20 protein-coding genes are annotated in these 23,414 nt (G+C 74.8%); 8 read left to right on the forward strand and 12 right to left on the reverse strand.

From position 1 onward, the window contains the following. Positions 1–204: 204 nt before the first annotated feature. The gene (gene metH / locus ACU610_RS07150) at positions 205–4,014 is read right to left on the reverse strand and encodes a methionine synthase (RefSeq protein ID WP_446767014.1); all 3,810 of its coding nucleotides are present in this window, start codon (positions 4,012–4,014) and stop codon (positions 205–207) included. 115 nt (positions 4,015–4,129) lie between these two features. On the opposite strand from metH, the gene ACU610_RS07155 reads away from it, so the two are divergent. After that, complete coding sequence (locus ACU610_RS07155; protein ID WP_446767015.1) at positions 4,130–4,993, forward strand: PAC2 family protein; 864 nt, start codon at positions 4,130–4,132, stop codon at positions 4,991–4,993. Positions 4,994–5,159: 166 nt separating this feature from the next. On the opposite strand, the gene ACU610_RS07160 is transcribed toward ACU610_RS07155, so the two are convergent. Further along, a complete protein-coding gene (locus ACU610_RS07160) occupies positions 5,160–6,185 on the reverse strand; it encodes an HD domain-containing protein (RefSeq protein WP_446767016.1) in 1,026 nt (341 codons plus the stop codon). After that, positions 6,185–7,510 (reverse strand): cysteine--1-D-myo-inosityl 2-amino-2-deoxy-alpha-D-glucopyranoside ligase, encoded by a 1,326-nt coding sequence (gene mshC, locus ACU610_RS07165; RefSeq protein ID WP_446767017.1) that lies wholly within the window; start codon positions 7,508–7,510, stop codon positions 6,185–6,187. The genes ACU610_RS07160 and mshC overlap by 1 nt, the downstream gene beginning before the upstream one ends. Before the next feature lie 105 nt (positions 7,511–7,615). Here mshC and ACU610_RS07170 point away from each other — a divergent pair, with 105 nt between their 5' ends. Continuing rightward, on the forward strand, positions 7,616–8,332 hold the full coding sequence (locus ACU610_RS07170; RefSeq protein ID WP_446767018.1) for a maleylpyruvate isomerase family mycothiol-dependent enzyme: 717 nt from the start codon (positions 7,616–7,618) through the stop codon (positions 8,330–8,332). Between the two features lie 9 nt (positions 8,333–8,341). On the opposite strand, the gene ACU610_RS07175 is transcribed toward ACU610_RS07170, so the two are convergent. The 5 genes from ACU610_RS07175 to ACU610_RS07195 all read right to left on the reverse strand — a co-directional run bounded on the left by ACU610_RS07175 (position 8,342) and on the right by ACU610_RS07195 (position 12,115). Next, the gene (locus ACU610_RS07175; RefSeq protein WP_446767019.1) at positions 8,342–8,728 is read right to left on the reverse strand and encodes a VOC family protein; all 387 of its coding nucleotides are present in this window, start codon (positions 8,726–8,728) and stop codon (positions 8,342–8,344) included. Positions 8,729–8,890: 162 nt separating this feature from the next. After that, positions 8,891–9,646 (reverse strand): SCO1664 family protein, encoded by a 756-nt coding sequence (locus ACU610_RS07180; RefSeq protein ID WP_446767020.1) that lies wholly within the window; start codon positions 9,644–9,646, stop codon positions 8,891–8,893. A 19-nt stretch (positions 9,647–9,665) separates the two neighbouring features. Continuing rightward, entirely contained in the window at positions 9,666–10,217 is a 552-nt protein-coding gene (locus ACU610_RS07185) for a DUF3090 family protein (RefSeq protein WP_446767021.1), read from the reverse strand. A gap of 48 nt (positions 10,218–10,265) precedes the next feature. Then, entirely contained in the window at positions 10,266–10,964 is a 699-nt protein-coding gene (locus ACU610_RS07190; RefSeq protein ID WP_446767022.1) for a histidine phosphatase family protein, read from the reverse strand. A 317-nt stretch (positions 10,965–11,281) separates the two neighbouring features. Further along, positions 11,282–12,115, reverse strand: a complete 834-nt coding sequence (locus ACU610_RS07195; RefSeq protein ID WP_446767023.1) for an undecaprenyl-diphosphate phosphatase — start codon at positions 12,113–12,115, stop codon at positions 11,282–11,284. Positions 12,116–12,318: 203 nt separating this feature from the next. On the opposite strand from ACU610_RS07195, the gene ACU610_RS07200 reads away from it, so the two are divergent. Both ACU610_RS07200 and ACU610_RS07205 read left to right on the forward strand, forming a co-directional pair. Then, the gene (locus ACU610_RS07200) at positions 12,319–13,299 is read left to right on the forward strand and encodes an aldo/keto reductase (protein WP_446767024.1); all 981 of its coding nucleotides are present in this window, start codon (positions 12,319–12,321) and stop codon (positions 13,297–13,299) included. 73 nt (positions 13,300–13,372) lie between these two features. Then, positions 13,373–15,322 carry an AAA family ATPase gene (locus ACU610_RS07205; RefSeq protein WP_446767025.1) on the forward strand — a complete coding sequence of 650 codons (1,950 nt, stop codon included), beginning with the start codon at positions 13,373–13,375 and terminating at the stop codon, positions 15,320–15,322. A 46-nt stretch (positions 15,323–15,368) separates the two neighbouring features. On the opposite strand, the gene ACU610_RS07210 is transcribed toward ACU610_RS07205, so the two are convergent. After that, complete coding sequence (locus ACU610_RS07210; RefSeq protein WP_446767026.1) at positions 15,369–16,124, reverse strand: DUF2470 domain-containing protein; 756 nt, start codon at positions 16,122–16,124, stop codon at positions 15,369–15,371. A gap of 199 nt (positions 16,125–16,323) precedes the next feature. On the opposite strand from ACU610_RS07210, the gene ACU610_RS07215 reads away from it, so the two are divergent. Further along, positions 16,324–17,931, forward strand: coding sequence for an alpha/beta hydrolase (locus ACU610_RS07215; RefSeq protein WP_446767027.1), 1,608 nt, complete (start codon positions 16,324–16,326; stop codon positions 17,929–17,931). Between the two features lie 233 nt (positions 17,932–18,164). Beyond that, positions 18,165–19,745 carry an alpha/beta hydrolase gene (locus tag ACU610_RS07220; protein ID WP_446767028.1) on the forward strand — a complete coding sequence of 527 codons (1,581 nt, stop codon included), beginning with the start codon at positions 18,165–18,167 and terminating at the stop codon, positions 19,743–19,745. 96 nt (positions 19,746–19,841) lie between these two features. Here ACU610_RS07220 and ACU610_RS07225 read toward each other — a convergent pair whose 3' ends face one another. After that, a complete protein-coding gene (locus ACU610_RS07225) occupies positions 19,842–20,108 on the reverse strand; it encodes a hypothetical protein (RefSeq protein WP_446767029.1) in 267 nt (88 codons plus the stop codon). A gap of 188 nt (positions 20,109–20,296) precedes the next feature. Between ACU610_RS07225 and ACU610_RS07230 the strand changes: the two genes are divergently transcribed. Further along, positions 20,297–20,539, forward strand: a complete 243-nt coding sequence (locus ACU610_RS07230) for a DUF5703 family protein (protein ID WP_446767030.1) — start codon at positions 20,297–20,299, stop codon at positions 20,537–20,539. A gap of 102 nt (positions 20,540–20,641) precedes the next feature. After that, on the forward strand, positions 20,642–21,211 hold the full coding sequence (locus ACU610_RS07235) for a class I SAM-dependent methyltransferase (protein WP_446767031.1): 570 nt from the start codon (positions 20,642–20,644) through the stop codon (positions 21,209–21,211). Between the two features lie 3 nt (positions 21,212–21,214). Here ACU610_RS07235 and ACU610_RS07240 read toward each other — a convergent pair whose 3' ends face one another. Together ACU610_RS07240 and ACU610_RS07245 are read right to left on the reverse strand one after the other, a co-directional pair. Then, complete coding sequence (locus ACU610_RS07240) at positions 21,215–22,018, reverse strand: SDR family oxidoreductase (protein ID WP_446767032.1); 804 nt, start codon at positions 22,016–22,018, stop codon at positions 21,215–21,217. A 12-nt stretch (positions 22,019–22,030) separates the two neighbouring features. Next, positions 22,031–23,350: a M20/M25/M40 family metallo-hydrolase gene (locus tag ACU610_RS07245; protein ID WP_446767033.1), complete on the reverse strand. Its 1,320-nt coding sequence runs from the start codon at positions 23,348–23,350 to the stop codon at positions 22,031–22,033. Positions 23,351–23,414: the final 64 nt, after the last annotated feature.

Below are 23,414 nucleotides of genomic sequence, written 5' to 3' on the forward strand. Positions count from 1 at the left end.
GCCGGGGGTCGGGCCGGTCCCCGGGCAGGACGACGGCGTGACGGTCATCGCACTCGGCGACGTGCTGGAACGGCCTCCCTGCAGGGTCCTCGGCCCCGTCCCGGGCCCGCGCCGAGCTCGCGAGGGCGGCCGGCTCCGTCCGGAGGCTCACCGCGAGCGTGCGAGCGGTGGGAGGGACGGGGCCCTGCCGGGGGTCCTTCCCCTTCATTCGTCGTCGGTGCGGTACCCCAGGTTCGGTGAGAGCCACCGCTCGGCCTCGGCGAGCGTCCAGCCCTTGCGCCGCGCGTAGTCCTCGACCTGGTCGCGGCCGAGCCGACCCAGGACGAAGTAGCGCGCCTGCGGGTGGGCGAAGTACAGGCCGCTGACGGCGGCGCCGGGCCACATGGCCATGCTCTCGGTGAGCGTGATGCCGGTGGCCGCCTCGACGTCGAGCAGCTCCCAGATGGTCCGCTTCTCGGTGTGCTCCGGGCAGGCCGGGTAGCCCGGGGCGGGGCGGATGCCGCGGTACCGCTCGGCGATCAGCGCGTCGTTGTCGAGGTGCTCGTCGGCGGCGTAGCCCCAGAACTCCCGGCGCACCCGCTCGTGCAGCCGCTCGGCGAAGGCCTCGGCCAGCCGGTCGGCCAGCGCCTCCAGCAGGATCGCGCTGTAGTCGTCGTGGGCGGCCTTGAACGCCGCGACCCGGTCGGCCGAGCCCAGGCCCGCCGTGACGGCGAACGCGCCGACGTAGTCACGCAGGCCGGTCTCCCTGGGCGCCACGAAGTCGGCCAGGGACTTGCGCGGCGAGCCGTCGCGGCCCTCGGTCTGCTGGCGCAGCTGGTGCAGCGTCGCCCGGACGGCGGTGCGCGACTCGTCGGTGTAGACCTCGATGTCCTCGCCGTCGACCCGGTTGGCCGGGAAGAGCCCGACCACGCCCCTGGCCCGCAGCCAGCGCTCCCCGACGATCCGGTCGAGCATCTCCTGGGCGTCCTCGTACAGCCGCCGCGCGGCCTCGCCGGTCGCCGGGTTGTGCAGGATGTCGGGGAACCGGCCGCGCATCTCCCAGGTGTTGAAGAACGGCTGCCAGTCGATGTAGCCGCGCAGCTCCTCCAGCGGGTAGTCGTCGAAGACCCGGGTGAACCGGGTGACCCGCCCGTGCAGGTGGTCGCAGTCGGCGCCGCTGCACACGTCCCTGGCCTGCTGCAGCAGCATCCGCGGCCGCGGTGGGGTGTACGCCGTCCAGTCGAGGGCCGGCGCGGCGGCGCGGGCGGCCTCCAGCGGCAGCAGCGGGCGGGTGTCCTGCCGGGCGGCGTGCCGCTCGCGCAGGCCGGCGTACTCGGCCTCGACGTCGGCCAGCAGCGTCGGGCGCTGCTCGTTGGACAGCAGCGCGGCCACGACCGGCACCGACCGGGAGGCGTCCTTCACCCAGATGACCGGCCCGTGGTAGCGCGGGGCCACCTTGACCGCGGTGTGCGCGCGCGACGTCGTGGCCCCGCCGATGAGCAGCGGGATGTCGAACCCCTGCCGCTCCATCTCGGCGGCCAGGGTGCTCATCTCGTCCAGGGACGGCGTGATCAGCCCGGACAGGCCGATGACGTCGGCGCCCTCCTGTTTGGCGGTGTCGAGCACCCGCTGCGCCGGCACCATGACGCCGAGGTCGACGACGTCGTAGTTGTTGCACTGCAGGACGACGCCGACGATGTTCTTGCCGATGTCGTGGACGTCGCCCTTCACGGTGGCCATGACGACCTTGCCGTTGCTGCGGTCGGCGTCCCCGGGCTGCTTCTCCGCCTCGATGAAGGGCACCAGGTAGGCGACGGCCTTCTTCATCACGCGGGCGGACTTCACCACCTGGGGCAGGAACATCTTGCCGGCGCCGAAGAGGTCGCCGACGACGTTCATGCCGCCCATCAGCGGGCCCTCGATGACCTCGATCGGCCGGCCGCCGCGCGCGGCGATCTGCGCCCGCAGCTCCTCGGTGTCGGCCTCGATGAACCCGTCGAGGCCCTTGACCAGCGCGTGCGTGATGCGCTCCTCGACCGGCAGGGCGCGCCACTCCTCGGAGGCCACCTCCTTCGCGGCGCCGTCCCCGGCGTACTCCGCGGCGATCTCCAGCAGCCGCTCGGTGGCGTCGGGGCGGCGGGCCAGGACGACGTCCTCGATCCGCTCGCGCAGCCGCTCGGGGACCTCGTCGTAGACCTCGAGGGCCCCGGCGTTGACGATGCCCATGTCCATGCCGGCGGCGACGGCGTGGAACAGGAACACCGCGTGGATGGCCTCGCGCACCCGGTTGTTGCCGCGGAAGGAGAACGAGACGTTCGAGACGCCGCCGCTGACCAGCGCCCCGGGCAGGTTCTGCTTGATCCAGCGGGTGGCCTCGATGAAGTCCAGCCCGTAGCGGGCGTGCTCCTCGATGCCGGTGGCGACGGCGAAGACGTTGGGGTCGAAGATGACGTCCTCGGCCGGGAAGCCGACCTGCTCGACGAGGATGTCGTAGGCCCGCCGGCAGATCTGCCGGCGCCGCTCCAGCGAGTCGGCCTGGCCCTGCTCGTCGAAGGCCATGACGACGACGGCGGCGCCGTGCTTGCGGCACAGCCGGGCGTGACGGACGAACTCCTCCTCCCCCGCCTTGAGGGAGATGGAGTTGACGATGGACTTGCCCTGGACGCACTTGAGGCCGGCCTCGATGACCTCCCACTTCGAGGAGTCGACCATGACCGGGACGCGGCAGATGTCGGGTTCGGCGGCGACCAGCTTGAGGAAGCGGTCCATCGCCTCGACGCCGTCGATCATCCCCTCGTCCATGTTGACGTCGATGACCTGGGCGCCGGCCTCGACCTGCTGGCGGGCGACGGCGAGGGCGGTCGGGTAGTCGCCGGCGCGGATGAGGTTGCGGAAGCGGGCCGAGCCGGTGATGTTCGTGCGCTCGCCGACGTTGACGAACAACGAGTCCTCGTCGACGGTCAGCGGCTCGAGGCCGGACAGGCGCAGCGCGGGGCGCGCCTGCGGAGGCGTCCGCGGGGACCGGCCCTCGACGCTCGCGGCGATCGCGGCGACGTGCGCGGGCGTGGTCCCGCAGCAGCCCCCGACCATGTTCACGAAGCCGGCCTCGGCGAACTCGGCGAGGACCGCCGCGGTCTCCTCGGGCGACTCGTCGTACTCGCCGAAGGCGTTGGGCAGACCGGCGTTGGGGTAGCAGGAGACGTACGTGTCGGCGACCCGCGAGAGCTCGGCGAGGTAGGGCCTCATCTCCGCGGCGCCCAGGGCGCAGTTGAGGCCGACCAGCAGCGGGCGCACGTGCCGGACGGAGTACCAGAAGGCCTCGGTCACCTGGCCCGAGAGCGTGCGGCCCGACGCGTCGGTGATGGTGCCCGACACCATCACCGGCCAGCGTCGGCCGCGCTGCTCGAACAGCGTCTCCAGCGCGAAGATCGCGGCCTTGGCGTTGAGCGTGTCGAAGACCGTCTCGACGAGGAGGACGTCGACGCCGCCGTCGACCAGCCCGTCGGCCTGCTCCAGGTAGGCGAGGGCGAGCTCGTCGAAGGTGACGTTGCGGGCGCCGGGGTCGTTGACGTCGGGAGAGATGGACGCCGTCCGCGTCGTCGGGCCGAGCGCGCCGGCGACGTAGCGGGGCCGGCCCGGGGTCCGGGCGGCCACCGCGTCGGCCTCGCGGCGGGCCAGCCGCGCGGCGGCCACGTTGATCTCGTAGGCCAGGGCGGACATGTCGTAGTCGCGCAGCGAGACGGCGTTGGCGTTGAAGGTGTTGGTCTCGATGACGTCCGCGCCGGCCTCGAGGTACTCGCGGTGGATGCCCGCGACGAGCTCGGGCTGCGTCAGCACGAGCAGGTCGTTGTTGCCCTGGACGTCGGTGTGCCAGTCGGCGAAGCGCTCGCCGCGGTAGCCGGTCTCGTCGGGCCGGTCGCGCTGGATCGCCGTCCCCATGGCCCCGTCGAGCACGAGGATCCGCTGCCCGAGCATCGCCGTGAGCTCCGCGGTCGCGTCCGGGCGGAGAGCGGGCGACTCGATGCGGGTCTGCACCGAGCCAGGGTAGCCGCCCGCCGGGGTGGGCCGGTCGCCCGCGCGGGGGACGCCGGTGTCGCTGTCCGGGCCGAGCACCCGGGCAGGCGGGCGGGATCGACGTAGGCTCGCAGGGGTGATCGACCCGAAGTCCACCCCTGAGGACCTGCCCCGGCTCGACGACCCGGTGGTGGTCGTCGCCTTCGAGGGCTGGAACGACGCCGGGGACGCCGCCACCGGGGCGCTGGAGCACCTCGAGCTCATCTGGGACGCCACCCCCCTCGCCGCGCTGGACCCCGAGGACTACTACGACTTCCAGGTCAACCGGCCCACCGTCTCGCTCATCGGCGGGGTCAGCCGCCGGATCGAGTGGCCCACCACGCGCATCTCGGTGGCCCGTCCACCGGACTCCGGCCGCGACGTCGTCCTGATCCGCGGCATCGAGCCCAACATGCGCTGGCGCAGCTTCTGCGAGGAGCTGATCGAGCTCTGCCAGGAGCTGGACGCGCGCACGGTGATCGGCCTCGGTGCCCTGCTCGCCGACACCCCGCACACCCGGCCCACCCCGGTGACCGGCTCGGCCTACGACGCCGAGTCGGCCGAGAAGTGGGGTCTGGAGACCTCCCGCTACGAGGGGCCCACCGGCATCCTCGGCGTCTTCCAGGACGCCTGCGTGCAGGCCGGGCTGCCGGCGATCAGCTTCTGGGCCGCCGTCCCGCACTACGTGTCGCAGCCGCCGTCCCCCCGGGCGACGGTCGCGCTGCTGCGTCGGGTCGAGGAGGTCCTCGAGCTGACCGTGCCGCTGGGCGCGCTGCCGCAGCAGGCCGACGACTGGGTCAAGACCGTCGACGAGATGGCCAACGAGGACGCCGAGGTCGTCGAGTACGTGCGCTCGCTCGAGGAGCGGGCCACCGAGAGCGACCTCTCCCAGGCCGACGGCGACCAGATCGCCCGCGAGTTCGAGCGCTACCTGCGCCGGCGGGGCTCCTCTCCCAGCTGAGCGCCGCCCCACGCCGCCGCGAGATCTGCACACTGGTCCCCTTCACGCCGCTGATCGGGGCGAGTATGCAGATCTCGCGCGAGGCGGGGTGGCCGAGCGGCGCCTGAGTTGGGGATAACGGTCGTCGTGCGGGCGCGGCCGGGCCGCAGTGCGGCGTGGCGCGCCGCTATCGGAGCAGCGGGCGCATCCGGCTGGTCGCGTCGGCGTCGAAGAGCCGGTCGTGCGTGGACAGCGCGTACCGGTCGGTCATGCCCGACACGTAGTCGACGACCTGGGTGACCGGGTCGGCAGAGGTGTCGCGGTAGGTCGCCGGGATGAGCTCGGGGTGGGCCAGGTGGTGGTCGACGAGCCGGCGGGTGACGTCGATGGCCAGCTGCTTCTGCCCCGCCGCGGTCTCCGAGGCGTACACCCGCTCGAACATGAACGTCCGCAGCTCGTGCATGGCCTCCAGCGGCTCGGGTGCCATGACCACCACCCCGTCGGCGAGCGACCCCGCGACGACGGCGTCGATCATCGCGCCGACCATCCGGCTGCCCGGGTCGCCGAAGACGGTGCGCGCCCGGGCCGGGAGGTCGCCGACCTGCAGCACCCCGGCCCGGACGGCGTCCAGCGCGTCGTGGGACAGGTAGCCGATGCGGTCGGCGTAGCGCACGCACTCGGCCTCGCGGGTGGTCGGCGGCGGCGTGATCTTCCAGCTGTGCGCGCGGATGCCGTCGCGGACCTCCCAGGTGAGGTTGAGGTGCTCGAGCACCTCGACGATCCGCACCCCCTGGGCGGCGTGGTGCCAGCCGCCGGGGACGTAGGGCTCCAGCGCGTCCTCGCCGATGTGGCCGAACGGCGAGTGGCCCAGGTCGTGGCCGAGCGCGATCGCCTCCGCGAGGGCCTCGTTGAGACCCAGCGCCCGGGCCAGCGAGCGGGCGACCTGGGTGACCTGCAGCGTGTGGGTCAGCCGGGTGACGAAGTGGTCGCCGTCGGGGTTGAGGAAGACCTGCGTCTTGTGCTTGAGCCGGCGGAAGGCCTTGGCGTGCAGGATCCGGTCGCGGTCGCGCTCGAAGGCGGTGCGCAGGGGGTCCTCGTCCTCGGGGACGGCACGGCCGCGGGTGGCCGTCGAGCGCCTGGCCGCCGGCGCGAGGGCCTCCTCCGCGCGCTCCCGGGCCGCCCGGTCGACCAGGTGGAAGGCCCCTCCGCCCATCAGCGCGACCGGGGCGCGGAGCCGTCCAGCGCGGGGTCGAGGGCTCGTCCCCCGGCGCACGGGTCCAGCGCCACGCCGAGCAGCGCGTCGACCGCGTCGGCGACGACCCGCGGGGCGCCGTCGTCGGGATCGTCGTCCGGCCCGGTGGTCAGCGTCCGCGCGGCCCAGTCGTCGACCAGCGCGATGGCGCCGGGGCTGTCGAGGTCGTCGGCGAGCCGCTCGCGCAGCCCCTGCAGCACCGGCGCGGCCGGCGCGCCGGCGTCGCGGGCCACGGCCCGCCGCCAGGTGTCCAGCCGCCGCTCGGCGGTGGCCAGCAGGTCCGGCGTCCAGGCGCGGTCGGTGCGGTAGTGCCCGGCCAGCAGGGCCAGGCGGATGGCCATGGGGTCCACGCCCTCGCCGCGCAGCTTCGAGACGAAGACCAGGTTGCCGCGGCTCTTGCTCATCTTCTCGCCGTCCAGGCCGATCATGGCCGCGTGCACGTAGGCCCGGGCGAAGGGCAGCTTCTCCCCGGTCGCCGTGGCGGTGAGCGCCTCGGCGTGGACGGCGGAGAACTCGTGGTGCGGGAAGATCAGGTCGCTGCCGCCACCCTGGACGTCGAAGCCCATCCCGATCGTCTCCAGCGCGATCGTGGCGCACTCGATGTGCCAGCCGGGGCGTCCGGCGATGCCCCGGGGGCCGGGCCAGGACGGCTCCCCCGGCCGCTGGCCGAGCCACAGCATCGGGTCCAGCCGGTTGCGCTTCCCGGGGCGGTCGGGGTCGCCGCCGCGCTCGGCGGAGTACCGCAGCATGGTCGCCTCGTCGTAGCCGGACTCGCTGCCGAAGCCGGGCGCCTGCGCGACGTCGTGGTAGACGTCGCCGGTGCCGTCGTCGAGCACGTAGGCCAGCCCCTCGTCGAGCAACGTCTCGACGTGGGCCACGATCTGCGGCACCGACTCCACCGCGCCGACGTAGTCCTCGGGCGGCAGCACGCGCAACGCGGTCATGTCCTCCCGGAACAGCGCGGTCTCGCGCATGCCGAGCACGACCCAGTCCTCGCCGTCCCGCTCGGCCCGCTCGAGCAGCGGGTCGTCGATGTCGGTGACGTTCTGCACGTAGTGGACGGCGTGGCCGGCGTCCCGCCACACCCGGTTGACCAGGTCGAAGGCCAGGTAGGTGGCGGCGTGGCCGAGGTGTGTGGCGTCGTACGGGGTGATGCCGCAGACGTACATCCGCGCCGTCGTGTCCGGAGAGGTGGCGACCACCTCGCCGCGTGCGGTGTCGTACAGCTTGAGGACCGGACCGGTGCCCGGGAGGGTCGGGAGGAGCGGGGCGGGCCAGGCGAGCACGTACCGAGCCTAGATGCGGGTACCGGGGCGCCCGGTCGGCCCTCATCCTGTCGGAGGACCCTGGCGCCCCGGAGGACCGCGGCGCCGCCCGCGGGAGGAGGGACCGTGGAGCTCGACGAGTACCTGCAGGTGCTGCAGGAGGCCGACGCTCGCTTCGCCGACGCCGCCGCCGAGGCGGTGCTCGCCCACGGCTGGCGGGCTCCGGTGGCCGGCTGCCCGGGCTGGTCGCTGGCGGACCTGGTCTGGCACCTGGCCGAGGTGCAGCACTTCTGGGCCTGGGTGGTGCGCACCCGCGCCGGCGACCCCGGCGCCTACGTCGAGCCGGCGCGGCGTCCGGACGACGAGCTGCTCGGCTTCGGCCTGGCGCAGTCGGCGGAGCTGGAGACGGTACTGGCCGGGACCGACCCGGCCGAGCGGGTGTGGACCTGGGCGCCCCGCCAGGACGTCGGCTTCGTGCTGCGCCGGCAGGCGATGGAGGCGGTCGTGCACACCGCCGACGTCGAGGAGGTGCTCGGGGACGTGCGCCCCATCCCCACCGACGTCGGCCTGGACGGCCTCGACGAGTGGCTGGAGGTGATGGTCCCCGGCGCGCTGCCGCAGGGCCCGCCGGAGGGCGCGCACCCCGTCGTCCTGCACGCGGTGGACGCCGACGCCGAGCGGGTGCTGTTCCCCGGCTCCCGGCCGGTGCCCATCGCCCGGGTCACCGGCACCGCCGGTGACCTGCTGCTCGCGGTCTGGCGGCGGGTGCCGCTGGAGGTGCTCACGGTGGACGGCGACGGGCTGCAGGCCGCCGCGATGATCGACCTGGTGCGCCTGGAGTAGCGCCCGGGCTCAGGGCCAGGTGGTGGCGTGCCGCTCGAAGTCCGCACCGGTCTGGACGCCGACGACGTCGAAGACCATCCCGGAGGGGTCCTTCATCTGCCAGAAGCCACCCATGTCCTGGACGCGCGTCGCACCGAGCGCCTCGAGCCGGGCCGCCTCGGCGTCGACGTCGTCGGTCTCGACGTCGACGTGCCAGCGTGGCGGTGTCCCGGCCCCCGTGCGCTGGACCTCGAGGTGGAAGCCGCCGGCGAACGCCCCCAGCGACGACCAGTTCTCGTCCGACGGGTCGGGCCGCACCGGGTGGCCGGTGGCGGCGGACCAGAAGGCCCGCCCGGCGTCGTGCAGGTCGGGGGGCAGGTCGAGCATGAGGACGGCCAGGCGGCTGCGGTGGGGCACGGCGGCAACCTAGCGGGGGACGGCGCCTCGCGAGCAGGGTGAGGCGCCCCGCGGGGCAGTCCGAGGAGAGTGGGGGCCGGAGGCTCCCGCGACGAGGGCTGGGATGGGCTCAGCGCAGCAGGGGGACGGCCCTTGGCCGCGGTGTCGCCCGGAGGACGACGATCAGAAGGGCGGCCAGGGCAGGGCCGGCCAGTCGCCGTTGGGCTGCGGGTGCCGGCCGGTGCGCAGCAGCTCGGCGACCCGCTGCTGGGTGCGCCGGACCTCGCGGCGGGTCAGGTGCTCGTGCAGCTGGTCGCCGAGGTCGCCCATCAGGTCACCGGTCAGCTTCTCCAGCACCTCGACCGCCTCGGCCGGCAGCCGCTGCCCGGCCCAGCGCCACAGCAGGGTGCGCAGCTTGGGGTCGACGGAGAAGCAGATGCCGTGGTCGACGCCGTACACGTGCCCGTCGGAGGTCGGGATGATGTGCCCGCCCTTGCGGTCGGCGTTGTTGACGACCGCGTCGAAGACCGCCATGCGCCGCAGCCCCGGGTCGTCGGAGCGGACGAAGGCGGCCAGGTCGACGTCGGGGTCGCCGTCCACCCACAGCTGCACCATGCCGGGACCGAACGGGCCGTCGCGCAGCACGGTCGGCGGCACGATCCGCCAGCCGGTCGCGTCGCTGATCAGGGCCGCGGACACCTCGCGCCCGGCGAGCGTGCCGTCGGGGAAGTCCCACAGCGGCCGCTCGCCCGCGACCGGCTTGTACACGCACTCGGCCTCGAGCTCGCCGTTGCGGACGTAGCCCACCAGCGTGACGTTGCTGGCGTCGAGCATCCGGCCCTCGAGGTCGATCTCGCCCTCGAGCAACAGGGCGCGCGCCTCTGCGTCGTCGGCCGGGGGGCGCAGACCCGCGGCCGGGTCGGCGGGGCGCTCGCTCATCGGGGCGGTCGGACGGTGCTCAGCGGCGGTAGCCGTTCTGCCGCGGGCACACGTGCCCGGTGGGGTCCAGCGGCAGCGAACACAGCGGGCAGGCCGGGCGGCCGGCGGCCACGACCCGGCGGGCCCGGACGACGAAGGCGCGGGCGGCGGCCGGCGTGATCGTCACCCGCAGCGCGTCGGGCCCCTCCTCGCTGTCGGAGAGGATGACGTCCTCCTCGACCGGCTCGTCGCCGGCGGCCACGGCCTCGACGACGACGGCCTGCGACTCGCCGTCCCACGCCAGGCCCATGGCCGCCACCCGGAACTCCTCGTCGACCGGGGCGGTGAGCGGCTCGAGGTCGTCGACCTCGGCGTCCGGCGGGACGACGGTGCCCGGGCGGGTGGCCACCTCGTCGAGCAGTTCGCTCATCCGGTCGGCGAGCACCTGCACCTGCGCCTTCTCCAGCGCGACGCTCACGACGCGACCGGAGGAGTCGGAGGCCTGCAGGTAGAAGGTGCGGTCGCCGGGCTGGCCCACCGTGCCGGCGACGAACCGGGACGGACGGTCGAAGAGATGGAGCTGGCGAGGCACGGGCCCAGGTTACGCGGACGGGCCGGACGGGCGCCCCGAGAGGCGAGGTCAGACGGTCGCGCCCGCACCGCCACCGACGACGGCGTCCGAGTCGGCCCTGCGGCGGCGCCGCCTCTTCTTCGGCGGGACCAGCGCGGCGACGTCCCCACCGGTGTCGTTCATGCGCACCACGAACGGGCGGGTGTCGGTGTAGGTGACCACCGACACCGACGCCGGGTCGACGACGATCCGCTGGAACTGGTCGAGGTGCAGCCCCAGCGCATCGGCGAGCACGGCCTTGATGACGTCGCCGTGACTGCAGGCCAGCCACACCGCGTCCGGGCCGAGGCGGGCGTTCCACTCCCGGACGGCGGCGACGGCGCGAGCCTGCGTCTGCGCCAGGCCCTCCCCCTCCGGGCCGGGGAAGACCGCCGCCGACGGGTGCTGCTGCACGACCTTCCACAGCGGCTCCTTGACCAGCTCCTTGAGCGGGCGGCCGGTCCAGTCGCCGTAGCGGGCCTCGCCGAGCCGGTCGTCGGTGACCAGCTCGAGGTCGCGCCCGGGGAGGACGGCGCCGGCGGTCTGCCGGCAGCGCTCCAGCGGGCTGCTGACGACGGCGGCCAGCGGCACCGGCGCCAGCCGCTCCCCCACCGCCCTCGCCTGCTGCTCGCCGGTCTCGTCGAGCTGCACGCCCGGGGTCCAGCCGGCGAGCACGCCGCCGGCGTTGGCCGTCGTGCGGCCGTGCCGCAGCAGGATCACGGTGGTCACGACGCCCGAGCCTAGAGAAAGGACCCTCCTGCCCCCCACCGCTCGCACGCTCGCGGCGGGACCCTGCAGGAGGGCCGCCCCCTCCCCCACGCCTCGCAGGCTCGGCGCGAGCCCCTGAAGCGTGGCCGGGCCACCGCTCGCACGCTCGCGGCGGGACCCTGCAGGAGGGCCGAGCGGGGCCGCACGCCGGGGGGCCAAACCGCGTTGATCATGGGGTTGTCGCGGGAGACACGCCGTGTCGGGCGCGTCCGCGCGCGACAACCCCATGATCAACGCGGGCAGGAGGAGGCCGGGACCAGGGGGACGGCCCCGCGACGTCACTGCGGCGCGAGCACCCCGGCGCCGACGAGGGCGAGGATCAGCAGGCCCAGCACCACCCGGTAGACGACGAACGGCGTGAAGCTGCCGCGGTCGAGGTAGCGCAGCAGCCAGGCGATGACGGCCAGGCCCACGCCGAAGGCCAGCACCGTGGCCAGGATCGTCGGCCCCCAGGAGACCGTCTCCCCCGCGACGCCGCCGGTGAGCGCCTCGTAGACCTGGAAGAAGCCCGAGGTCAGGACGGCGGGGACGGCCAGCAGGAAGGAGTACCGCGCCGCGGCGGCCCGCGAGTACCCGAGGAACAGGCCCATGGTGATCGTGCCGCCGGAGCGGGACACGCCGGGCACCAGCGCCATGGCCTGGGCGAAGCCGAAGGCGATGCCGTGTCCCACGGTCAGCTCGTCCAGCTCGCGTTTCTTGCGGCCCACCCGGTCGGCCCAGTAGAGGACGAGCGAGAAGGCGACCAGCGCGATCGCCACGATGCGCAGGTCGCGGAAGGTCGTCTCGATGCGGTCCTGGAAGAGCAGGCCCAGGATCCCGATGGGCAGCGTGCCCACGATGATCAGCCAGCCCATCCGGGCGTCGGGGTCGCTGCGCACCGCGCGGTCGCCCAGCGAGCGGACCCAGGCGTTGATGATCCGGCCGATGTCGCGACGGAAGTAGAGCAGCACCGCGGCCTCGGTGCCGATCTGGGTGATGGCGGTGAACGCCGCGCCCGGGTCACCCCAGCCGAAGGCCTCCCCCACCACCCGCAGGTGCGCGCTGGAGGAGATGGGCAGGAACTCCGTCAGGCCCTGCACCAGCCCCAGGACGACGGCCTCGATCCAGCTCATCGCCCGCAGGCCCCCCGTCGGCCGCGAGCGGTCGGTCGGGCGGGCGGGGCGGGGCGGTGAGGCGGGCTGGGGTGGGCCGGCGGGGCGGTCGGATCGAGCACGGGAGGCCACCCTAGGCCGCGCCCGGCCCGCGCCCCGCGCGGCACGCAGGAACCGCCGCGCTCCCCGGATCGGCGTCCCGACCGCCGGTAGGTTGGCCTCCCGTGGAACAACGCGCACTCGGGCGCAGCGGCCTCGTCGTCTCGCGCCTGGCACTGGGCACCATGACCTGGGGCCGGGACACCGACGAGGACGAGGCCGCCATGCAGCTGACGGCGTTCGTCGACGCCGGCGGCACGCTGGTCGACACCGCCGACGTCTACTGCGACGGGGAGAGCGAGCGCCTCCTGGGCCGGTTGCTGGCCGACGTCGTCCCCCGCTCCGACGTGCTGGTCGCCACCACGGCCGTCGGGCGCACCGCACCGGGGCCGATGGGGCGCGGCGCCTCCCGGGGCCACCTGCTCACCGCCCTCGACGCCTCGCTGGAGCGCCTGGGCCTGGAGCACATCGACCTGTGGCAGCTGCACACCTGGGACGACACCACCCCGCTGGAGGAGACCCTCGCCGCCTGCGACACCGCCGTCTCCTCGGGCCGGGTGCGCTACGTCGGCGTCAGCAACTTCACCGGCTGGCAGACCGCGCAGGCGGTCACCTGGCAGCGGGCCTGGCCCGGCCGGGTGCCGCTGGTGAGCACCCAGGTGGAGTACTCGCTGCTGCAGCGCGGCGTCGAGCGCGAGGTGGTGCCGGCGGCCGAGGCACTGGGGCTGGGCATGCTGGCCTGGTCGCCGCTGGGCCGCGGGCTGCTCACCGGCAAGTACCGGCAGGGCGCGCCGGACGGGTCCCGGGGCGCCTCCCCGCAGTGGCAGGGCTTCATCGACGGGCTGCGCTCGCCCACGGCCGACCGGATCGTCGAGGCCGTGGTCACCGCCGCCGAGGGCCTGGGCACCACGCCGCTGGCCGTGGCGCTGGCCTGGGTGCGCGACCGCCCCGGCGTCACCGCACCGGTGGTGGGCGCACGCACCGCCGCGCAGCTGCAGTCCTCGCTCGACGCGGAGTCGGTGCGGCTGCCGGCGGCGATCCGCACCGCGCTCGAGGACGTCTCGGCGCCCTACTTCGGCTACCCCGAGCGGCGGTACGACAGGTGAGCGGGCTCGCGAGCTCACCGGTGAGCACAGCACGGCCCGTCGCGACACCGACGAGCGCCGGCGAGGAGGAGTCGTGACGACGACTGCGACCGACCCGGTCTTCGCGGCCTTCTGCGCCGCGGGCCTGTGGCCGGGCCTGGGCAAGCGGGCGGCCGCCGAGCTGCCGGCCGCCGGGATCACCTCTCCGGACGACGTCACCGCCGACCGGCTCCTCACCCTTCCCCGGGTGGGCCGGCAGCGCGCCGAGCGGCTGTTCTCCAGCTTCCTGTCCGCGCAGCCCACCTACGAGGTGGTGGCGCTGCTGGTCGGCGCGGGCCTGGACGCCAAGCTCGCCTCCTCCGCAGCCGATGCCCTGGGCAACGACGCCGCCCGCCGGCTACGCGACGACCCGTGGGCGCTGCTCGGCCTGGCGGGGGTCACCCTGAGCGACGCCGACCGGCTGGCCATCGCCGTCCTGCCGGGTGCCGACCGGCAGGACAGCCGCCGCGGGCGGGCGATCGTCGCGCAGACCCTGCGGACGGCGACCCGCGACGGGCACACCGTCCTGCCCGCCGACCTGGTGGTCGCCGCGCTGCGCGCCGAGGGCGTGGCCGACCCGGCTGCCGCGATCACCGCCGCCGTCGAGTCCGGCGAGGTGCTCGAGCACGAGCCCCCGGAACCCGAGTTCGACGAGGACGCCGATCCCGACGAGCTGCCCGAGCCCGACCCGGCGCTGCGGACGCTGTCGCTGGCCCGCTTCGGGATGGCCGAGGAGGCGGTCGCGGAGAACGTGGCCCGGCTGGCGGCCACCGCGGAGCGGATCGCCGACCCCGCCGCCGTCCGCTCGGTGGCCAAGGGCCTGGACGAGGCGCAGAAGCAGGCCGTCGCGCAGGTGCTCGGTGCCGGCGTCTCGCTGCTGACCGGCGGGCCGGGCACCGGCAAGAGCCGCACGGTCGCCGCGGTCGTGCAGCTGCTGCGGTCCAGGGGCACCGAGGTCGCGCTCGCCGCGCCGACCGGCCGGGCCGCCAAGCGGCTGGAGGAGCTCACCGACCACCCGGCGGTCACCGTGCACCGGCTGCTCGGCGCGCAGGGCACCTCGGGCGGGTTCGCCCGCAACGAGGAGTGGCCGTTGGACGCCGAGGTCGTCGTGGTCGACGAGGCCTCCATGCTCGACGTCGAGCTCACCGCGGCGCTGCTCGAGGCCTGCCAGGACGGCACCCACCTGCTGCTCGTCGGCGACCCGGCGCAGCTGCCCTCGATCGGCCCCGGGCACGTGCTGGGCGACCTCATCGACTCCAGCGTCGTGCCGGTCACCGAGCTGACCACCCTCTACCGGCAGGCCGAGGGCGGCGCGATCGCCCGGCTGGCCAACGCCGTCCGGGCCGGGGAGCTGCCGCCGGTGGACTCCCCCGACCGCGAGGTGGTCGTCGTCCCGGCATCGGGCAGCGCGGAGGCGGCCAAGCGGGTGGTGCAGCTGGTCACCGACTCGATCCCGCGGGCGCTGAGGATCGACCCGGGCTCCGTGCAGGTCGTCACCCCGGTGCACCGCGGCCCGGCCGGCACGATCGAGCTCAACAAGGCGCTCAAGGCGGAGCTCAACCCGGGCGAGGGCACGGTGTGGGGCTTCGACGTCGGCGACCGGGTGGTGGCCACCGCCAACCACCTCGACCTGGAGCCCATCGGGTTCGCCAACGGCGAGGTCGGCGTGGTCACCGGCACCGGCGACGGCACGCTCGACGTCGACTTCGCCTCGGGGCCCGTGACGGTCACCGGGTCGGCGATGAGCGACCTGCGGCACGGCTGGGCGATCACCGTGCACCGCGCGCAGGGCTCGGAGTGGCCGGGCGTGGTCGTCGTCCTGCCGCCGGAGGCCGGCGGCATGCTGTCGCGGCCGCTGGTCTACACCGCGCTGACCCGCGCCCAGCGGCACCTGTCGGTCGTGCACGCCTCCGGGGCCGCGCTGGCGCGCGCGGTGAGCCAGGTCGACGTCCGGCCGCGGCGCACCCGGCTGGCGCAGCTGCTGGCGGAGAACGCCGGGGCGTAGGAGGCAATGCACACGTCTGCGTGGCCCGGGACGTGTGCGTTGCCTCCTATGCCCGGCGGGCCGCGCAGATCAGCTGACGGGTGGCGGCCTGCAGCTGGCCCGGGCAGGTCAGCGGCCGCGCGAACGGCACCCGCAGGTCGCGCTGCCCGGCCGGGCGCTCGATGCGCAGCCGGAAGCCGAAGCGGTCCAGGCCCAGCGGACGGACGACGTCCCGCGGCCCGAGGTCGCCGGCCGGGATGCGGCTGCGCAGCAGGTCGAGCACCTCGCGGTGGTCCCGGTCCAGGTGCTGCAGCATCTGCGCCTCCACCGCGGCCAGCGGGTCGGGACGGGCCTGCGCGTGGGCCCGCGGGTCGACCTCGGTGCAGTGCTCGCCCTCCCGCAGCACCACCTCGGCGACGTCCAGCCGCAGCAGCGTGGCGCCCTGTCCCACGTCGAGCAGCGGGCCCACCGGCCGGATCTCCGCGAAGGCGAGCACCGCGGCGCGCCGGGCCACCGCGTGCACGGGCGTGAGCCAGCCGGAGAGCCACAGCTGGGCGCGCAGCGGGTCCCGCAGCGGCACCGGCGCCCGGTCGCTGACCATCAGGACGGCCGTGAGGTCGTCGTGGCCGGCGAGCGCGGCGTCGACCTCCCCGTCGGCCGGCACCAGCACGTAGGTCGTGCCCGTGGTGGTCGTCGCGTGCGCCAGCGGGCTGACCGCGTCGAGCCCGCGCACGCACAGCGCGGCCGAGGTGCGGCTGGCGACGGTGCGGGCGCGCTCGGCCGCGTCGGCCCGGAGGACGGGTGCTGCGGGGCTCGTCGTCACGGGGCTCCCTCGGGGTCGGCAACGAGTTAGGAAAGCCTAACCTGAGCAACCGGACGGCGAAAGGTCGACGGCGCGGCGTGCGCGACACGCCGGGCAGTTACGGAATGGTCCCGTCCACGAACCTTGTCCCCTCCGCGGTCGCCGGTGTTGCATGGCGATCCCGGGCGCCCACCGGCCGCCCCCTGCCTCAGGAGCCGCCGTGAGCGCACGCTGTCGCGCTGCCGTCGTCAGCACACTGACCGTCCTGGTCCTCGGAACGGGGACGGGGGTCGCCGCGGCGGAGAGCCCCGCCGGCGAGCCACCCACGAGCCCGGTCGCGCCGCTGACCTGGACCGGGTGCGGGACGACGGCCGAGGCGACCGCGGTCGGCGTGGAGTGCGCGACGGCGGACCTCCCGATGGACTACGACGAGCCGGACGGGGCGCAGGTGCAGATCGCCGTCGCGCGCGTCCCGGCCACCGACCCGGCGAACCGGATCGGCTCGCTGTTCGTCAACCCCGGCGGCCCCGGCGGCGAGTTCGTGACCTACCTGCAGGAGGCCGGCGCCGGCCTGTTCGCCGACCTCAACGCCCGCTTCGACATCGTCGCCTTCGCCCCCCGCGGGGTCGCGCCCAGCACGCCGGCGATCGACTGCCAGGTGGACCAGGAGACCCAGGGCATCTACTCCGTCCCGGTGCCGGACCCCCTGGACATCGACGTCGACGCCTACGTCGCCAAGGCGCAGGGCTACGTCGACGCGTGCCTGGCGAACAACGGGGAGATCCTCGAGCACGTCTCGACGGCCAACGTCGCCCGGGACATGGACGCCCTGCGCGCCGCGGTCGGTGACGACCGGCTGACGTACCTGGGCTTCTCCTACGGGACCTTCCTCGGCGCCACCTACGCCAGCCTCTTCCCCGACCGGCACCGGGCGATGGTCCTCGACGGCGCCCTGGACGCCGATCAGTACATCAACGACCCGCTCAGCAGTCTGGCCACGCAGACCGCCGGGTTCGAGACGGCGCTGGCCCGCTTCGCGGAGGTCTGCGCCGTCGACCAGGTGGCCTGCTCGGGCTTCGGCGGCACCGACCCCTACCTCGCCTACGACCAGCTGCTCGCCCAGGCCGACGCAACGCCGCTCCCGGCCGCCGGCTACACCGCCGACCCGCGTCCGGTGACCGCCGACGACATTCGAGCCGTCACCTCGCCCCTGCTCTACGCCAAGCAGAACTGGGGCCTGCTGGGCGCGGTGCTCGCCGAGGCCGCGGCCGGGGACGGATCGACGGTCCGCGCGCTCCTCGACCAGGTCGTCTACGCCGACGGCGCCTCGACCGACCTCTACTTCACCATCGGCGCGTCCGAGCAGCGCTACCCGCAGGGCGACCTCGACGTCTACCTCGACCGCGGCGCGGAGTCGTGGGCGTCCTTCCCCCACTTCTGGTCCAACAGCGGGTACGTCGAGATCAACTACGCGCTGTGGCCGGCCCACGACGAGGACGCCTTCGCCGGGCCCTTCGACGTGCCGGCGTCCTCGGCGACCCCGCTGGTCATCGGGACGACCTACGACCCGGCCACCCCGTACTCCGGGGCGGTCAGCCTGGTCGCGGACCTGGGTAACGCCCGGCTGCTGACCATGGAGGGCGACGGCCACACCGCCTACGGCCGCAACTCCGCCTGCATCGACGCGGTCACCGACGCCTACCTGATCGACGGCGCACTGCCCGCCGAGGGCACCGTCTGCCAGCAGGAGGTCCCGTTCGTGGGCGTCGGCCAGGTCCCGGCGGCGTCCACGGCGACCCAGCGGCTGGCCGCGCCGGTCCTCCCCTGAGGTCCCGGGCCCGCCGTCCGGACGGCGGGCCCGTCGACCGCACCGCCACCGGTCCCCGGCGCGCCGCCCGCGACGCGCCGGGGACCGCAAACGGCGAGGTACCGCAGCCGTTGCCCGCGCCGACGGCTCGGGTGTTCCATGTCCGGCGTTCACGGGGCGCCGGCTCCGTGGCGCCCCGGCATCCTCGGAGAGGGCTGGGGTCCGTGGTCCGGTGTCGTCGCTCGCTGGTCGTGGTGGCCGTGGCCACCCTCGTCTCCGGCGCCGGGACCGCGGTCGCCGGTGCCGCCGTCCCCGCGGCCGGGCCGCTGCCCGGCGCCGTTCCGCAGCTGAGCTGGGCGGCCTGCGGGACGACGGAGGACGGGACGGCGGCCGGCGTGCAGTGCGCGAGCGCCGCCGTCCCGCTGGACCACGACGAGCCCGACGGCGAGGTCGTCCAGATCGCCCTGGCCCGGGTGCCGGCCACCGACGCGGCGAACCGGATCGGCTCGCTGTTCGTCAACCCCGGCGGCCCCGGCGGCGAGTTCGTGACGTCCCTCCAGGAGGCCGGCGCCGGCCGGTTCGCCGCGCTCAACGCCCGCTTCGACATCGTCGCCTTCGCCCCGCGCGGGGTCGCGCCGAGCACGCCGGCGATCGACTGCCGGGTCGACCCGGAGACCGGGGGCCCCGTCGTGATGCCGACGCCGACCCCCTTCGACGTCGACCTGGACGTGCTCGTGGCCAAGGCGCAGAGCTACGTCGACGCCTGCCTGGCGAACAACGGCGAGATCCTCGAGCACCTCTCGACCGCGAACGTCGCCCGCGACCTGGACCTGCTGCGCGCGGCGGTGGGCGACGATCGGCTGACCTACCTCGGCTACTCCTACGGCACCCTCATCGGAGCCACCTACGCCAGTCTCTTCCCCGAGGGGTACCGCGCGCTGGTGCTGGACGCCGCCGTCGACGCCGAGGGGTACCTCAACGACCCGCTGAGCATGACCGCGGAGCAGGCGGCCGGTATCGAGGTCGCACTGGCCCGCTTCGCCGAGGCCTGCGCCGTGGACCAGGTGGCCTGCTCAGGCTTCGGCGGCACCGACCCCTACCTGGCCTACGACCAGCTGCTCGCCGCGGCCCAGGCCCGGCCCATCCCGGCCGACGCCTACCCGGGCGACCCCCGGCCGGTCAGCGCGGACGACATCCGGGGGGTGACCATCCGGCTGCTCTACGCCAAGCAGCTGTGGGGGCTGCTCGGTCTGGTGCTCTCGGAGGCCGCGCAGGGGGACGCCTCGTTCATCCGGGCGCTGCTCGACCAGGTGTTCCGGGCCGACAACACGTCGGCCGACCGGCAGTTCGCCATCGGCGCGTCCGAGATGCGGTACCCGCGGGACGACCTGCAGGTCTACCTGGACCGCGGCGCCGAGTCCTGGGCGTCCTTCCCGCACTTCGGGGGCAACAGCGGGTACACCGAGATCCACTACGCGCTGTGGCCCGTGCACGACGAGGACGCCTTCACCGGGCCCTTCGAGGCGTCGGGATCCGCACCGGCACCGCTGGTGATCGGCACGACCTACGACCCGGCGACGCCGTACGCCTGGGCCGAGCGGCTGACCGACGACCTGGGGACGGCCCGGCTGCTGACGATGGAGGGCGACGGGCACGCCGCCTACGGCGGCGAGTCCGCCTGCATCGACAGCACCACCGAGGCCTACCTGGTCGGTGGCGCGCTGCCCGCCCCCGGCACCGTCTGCCGCCAGGAGACGGTCTTCGAGGCCCCCCGGCCGGTGCCGACCAGCGCGGCCGCTGCCACGCAGGCGCTCAGCGGCCTGCTGCTCCCCTGAGGCCCGCGGCCCGCCCGCGGGGTGCGGCAGGCCGCGGGGGCGGGCGGGCGCCGGCCACGCCAGGACCACAGCCCGGCGCACGCGCGCGGCCGAGGGCTACAGCGGGGCCTCGTCGTCGTCGACCGGGACCTCGGCCTCCTGCTCGAGGACGTCGGCGGGGTCGGCCTCGCGGTCGCCGACCGGGCGCAGCGGGCTGCCGGCCTCGCCCGGGCGGGCGGCCAGCTGCTGCTCGAGGGCGTCGGCCTCGGGGACGCCCTCTCCCGGTGGGGTGGCGTCACCGGCGAGGGCGACGGCCGGCGGGTCCAGCAGGGCCTCCTGCTCGGCGCGGTCGGCGTCGGGCACGTCGTTGCCGGGAACGGTCACGTCGTCCTCCGTGTCGTCGCAGGATGGGGTCGGCTCCATCCTGCCGCCCGGTAGGTCGTCGGGCAGTCCGGGAGTCGGTCGCGGAGCGGTCCGGGAGATGACGGTCGGGTGACCGGGCTCGCGGGGTCGCCGGTGGGCGGGGCACCTCCCGGGCACGGGCGACGACGAGCGCCGACGAGGGAGGGCACGTGACCGGCGGGCGTTCGGAGGGCACAATCGGCCGGGTGGAGGCGGTCGCCGGGGATTACGAGTTCGCGCCGCTGCGGATCCCGCCGGGTACGTCCCGGTCCGCAGCGGCGACCATGCTGAGCCTGCAGGCGGACACCGGCGGCTGGGAACTCGCCCGGCTGCAGCTGCACGCCGACGGCACGCGCAAGGTCATCCTGCGCCGCCGGGCCCGGCTGTCCTACCTGCCCAAGCCGCACATCTGAGCGCGGCCCGCGCCCCGTCGACCCGCTGCGGTCGCTGACCCGGCGGGGGCGTGCGAGGGTCTGGCGTGGCTCGCCGCTGCCCGGGCGGCCTGGGAGGACGGCATGAGAGAGACACTGACCGACCGGTTCCGCTTCCTGCGCGCGTTCCTGGCCAACCCCCGTCAGGTGGGCGCGATCCTGCCGACCTCCCGCTGGGCGGTACGGGACATGCTGGACCTGGCCGACCTCTCCCGCGCCGAGCTCGTCGTCGAGCTGGGCGCGGGCACCGGGGTGCAGACCGGCGAGATCCTCGCGCGCCTGGGCCCGAACGCCCGCCTGGTGTCGCTGGAGATCGACCCGGACCTGGCCAAGCTGCTCGACGAGCGCTACGACGACCCCCGGCTGCAGGTGCTCTGCGACTCGGCGGAGGACCTCGACGTCCACCTGGGGGGCAAGCGGGCCGACGTGCTGGTCTCCGCGCTGCCCTACACCTCGTTCGAGGCGGGGCTGCGCCGCCGGGTGCTGGACCTGCTGCCCGTCACGCTGGCCCCCGGCGGGGTGCTGCTGGTGATCCAGTACTCACCGCTGATCCTGCGCGAGCTGCGCCGGCGCTTCCCGTCGGTGCAGCAGAAGATCACGCCGTGGAACGTCCCGCCGGCGTTCCTGTTCGCCTGCCGCACCGACGCGGGCTGACGCTCACCGCATCGACGGCGGGCGCAGCGCCTCCGGGACGACGGCGGTCTCGCCACTGGCGGTCTTCGCGCTGGGTACGCCCTTGAACCGGTAGGGCACGGTGCCGACGCCGGGCTGGACGACGTAGGCCGCGCCGGGCTCGCCGGACGCCCAGGCCATGACCATCGCGTCGGCCACCTCCTCGGCGGAGAGCACCGGGAAGCCGGCCTGGGTGAACTCGTCGCGGATCCGGTCGATGATCGCGGTGTCGGCGAAGCCCGGGCAGATCGCGGTGATCGTCGTCCCCTCGCGGGCCAGGCGCGGGGCCATCGACCGGACGAAGGCGATGGCGCCGCCCTTGGCGACGCTGTAGCCGGGGTCGGTGGCCATCGGCGAGAGCCCGGCCAGGGACGCCGTGACGACGATCGCGCCGCCGCCGGCCCGCTTGATCGCCGGTCGGGCAGCGACCGCGCCGTAGACGACGCCGAACAGGTCGACGTCCACCACGTGCAGGAACTCGTCGAGGTCGAGCTCGTCGTCGGACTTGGCCGCGGAGATGCCGGCGTTGAGGTAGGCGGCGTCGAGCCGGCCGTGCCGGGCCTCGACGCGCTCGACGACGGCGGCGTTGGCCGCCCGGTCGGTGACGTCGAGCACCTCGAACTCCGCGCCCAGGTCGGCGGCGGTGGTGCGCGCCCGCTCGCCGTCGAGGTCGGCGAGGACGACGGTGACCTCCCGCTCCCTCAGCTTGGCGGCGAGGGCGCGGCCGAAGCCGCCGGTCCCTCCGGTGATCAGTGCGACGGATCCGGGACGGGGTGCGGGCGCGCTCACCGTCGCATCACATCACGCGCTGCGGAGGAACCGGTCGAGGACCCGGACGCCGAAGCGCAGGGACTCCACCGGCACCCGCTCGTCGATGCCGTGGAACAGCGAGGCGAAGTCCAGGTCCGGGGGCAGCCGCAGCGGGGAGAAACCGAAGCAGCGCATGCCCAGCCGCTCGAAGCTCTTGGCGTCGGTGCCGCCGCTCATCGTGAACGGCACCGCCCGGGCGCCGTCGTCCTCGGCCTCGAGCGCGGCCACCATCGCGCCGACCAGCGGGCCGTCGAACGTCGTCTCCACGGCCTGGTCGTGCACCAGCCACTCGCGCTGCACGCCCTCCCCGACGAGGCCGGCCAGCTGGCGCTCGAACTCCTCCTCCTGCCCGTAGAGGAAGCGGCCGTCGACGGTGGCGCTGGCGGTGCCGGGGATGACGTTGGCCTTGTAGCCGGCCTCGAGCATCGTCGGGTTGACCGTGTTGCGCAGGGCCGCGCCGATCATCCGGCTGATGCTGCCGAGCCGGGCCAGGGCCTGCTCGGGCTCGTCGGGGTCGATCTCGATGCCGTAGGCGTCCTCCACGGCGGCGAGGAACTGGCGCATCGGCGGGGTGAGGGTCGTCGGCAGGCGGGTGGAGCCGAGGCGGGCGACGGCCGCGCACAGCCGGGTGACGGCGTTGTCGTCGTGCACGAAGGAGCCGTGGCCGGGCCTCCCGCCGGCGGTCAGCCGCATCCAGGCCAGGCCCTTCTCGGCCGTCTGGACCAGGTAGAGCCGCAGGTCGTCGCGGACGGTGATGCTGAAGCCGCCGACCTCGCTGATCGCCTCGGTGCAGCCCTCGAACAGGTCCGGGTGCTCCTCCACCAGGTAGCGGGCGCCGAGCCGGCCACCGGCCTCCTCGTCGGCGACGAAGGCCAGGACGACGTCCCGCGGCGGCCGGACGCCGGTGCGGGCCCAGTCGCGCACGAGGGCGAGGGTCATCGCGTCCATGTCCTTCATGTCCACCGCGCCGCGGCCCCAGACGTAGCCGTCGCGCACCTCGCCGGAGAACGGGTGCACGCTCCACTCGGCCGGGTCGGCGGGGACGACGTCCAGGTGGCCGTGGACCAGCAGCGCCGGCCGGCTGCCGTCCTGGCCCTCGATGCGGGCGACGAGGCTGGCCCTCCCCCGCTCCGACTCGTGGATGACCGACGGGATGCCGACCTCGCCGAGCTTGCCGGCGACCCACTCCGCCGCCGTCCGCTCGCCCTTGCCGGTGGCGGTGTCCCCGGTGTTGGTCGTGTCGATGCGGATGAGGTCGGAGAGCAGCTCCGCCACCTCGCCCTGGGCCCGGCTCAGGTCGGTCTCTGCCACCCGGCGAGCGTAGGACCGCCGGTGTCGCCCCATCGGGTGAGGGAGGGCTGGTCTCCCCTGCCGG

This window comes from Geodermatophilus sp. URMC 61 (assembly GCF_052931555.1).

Excerpts from the sequence above, each read along its gene's own strand:
- ACU610_RS07160 (WP_446767016.1), bottom strand. The coding sequence starts at position 6,185 with ATGGGCGGAGGGGCCTTCCACCTGGTCGACCGGGCGGCCCGGGAGCGC.
- ACU610_RS07180 (WP_446767020.1), bottom strand. The coding sequence starts at position 9,646 with ATGAGCGAGCGCCCCGCCGACCCGGCCGCGGGTCTGCGCCCCCCGGCC.
- ACU610_RS07195 (WP_446767023.1), bottom strand. The coding sequence starts at position 12,115 with ATGAGCTGGATCGAGGCCGTCGTCCTGGGGCTGGTGCAGGGCCTGACG.
- ACU610_RS07235 (WP_446767031.1), top strand. The coding sequence starts at position 20,642 with ATGAGAGAGACACTGACCGACCGGTTCCGCTTCCTGCGCGCGTTCCTG.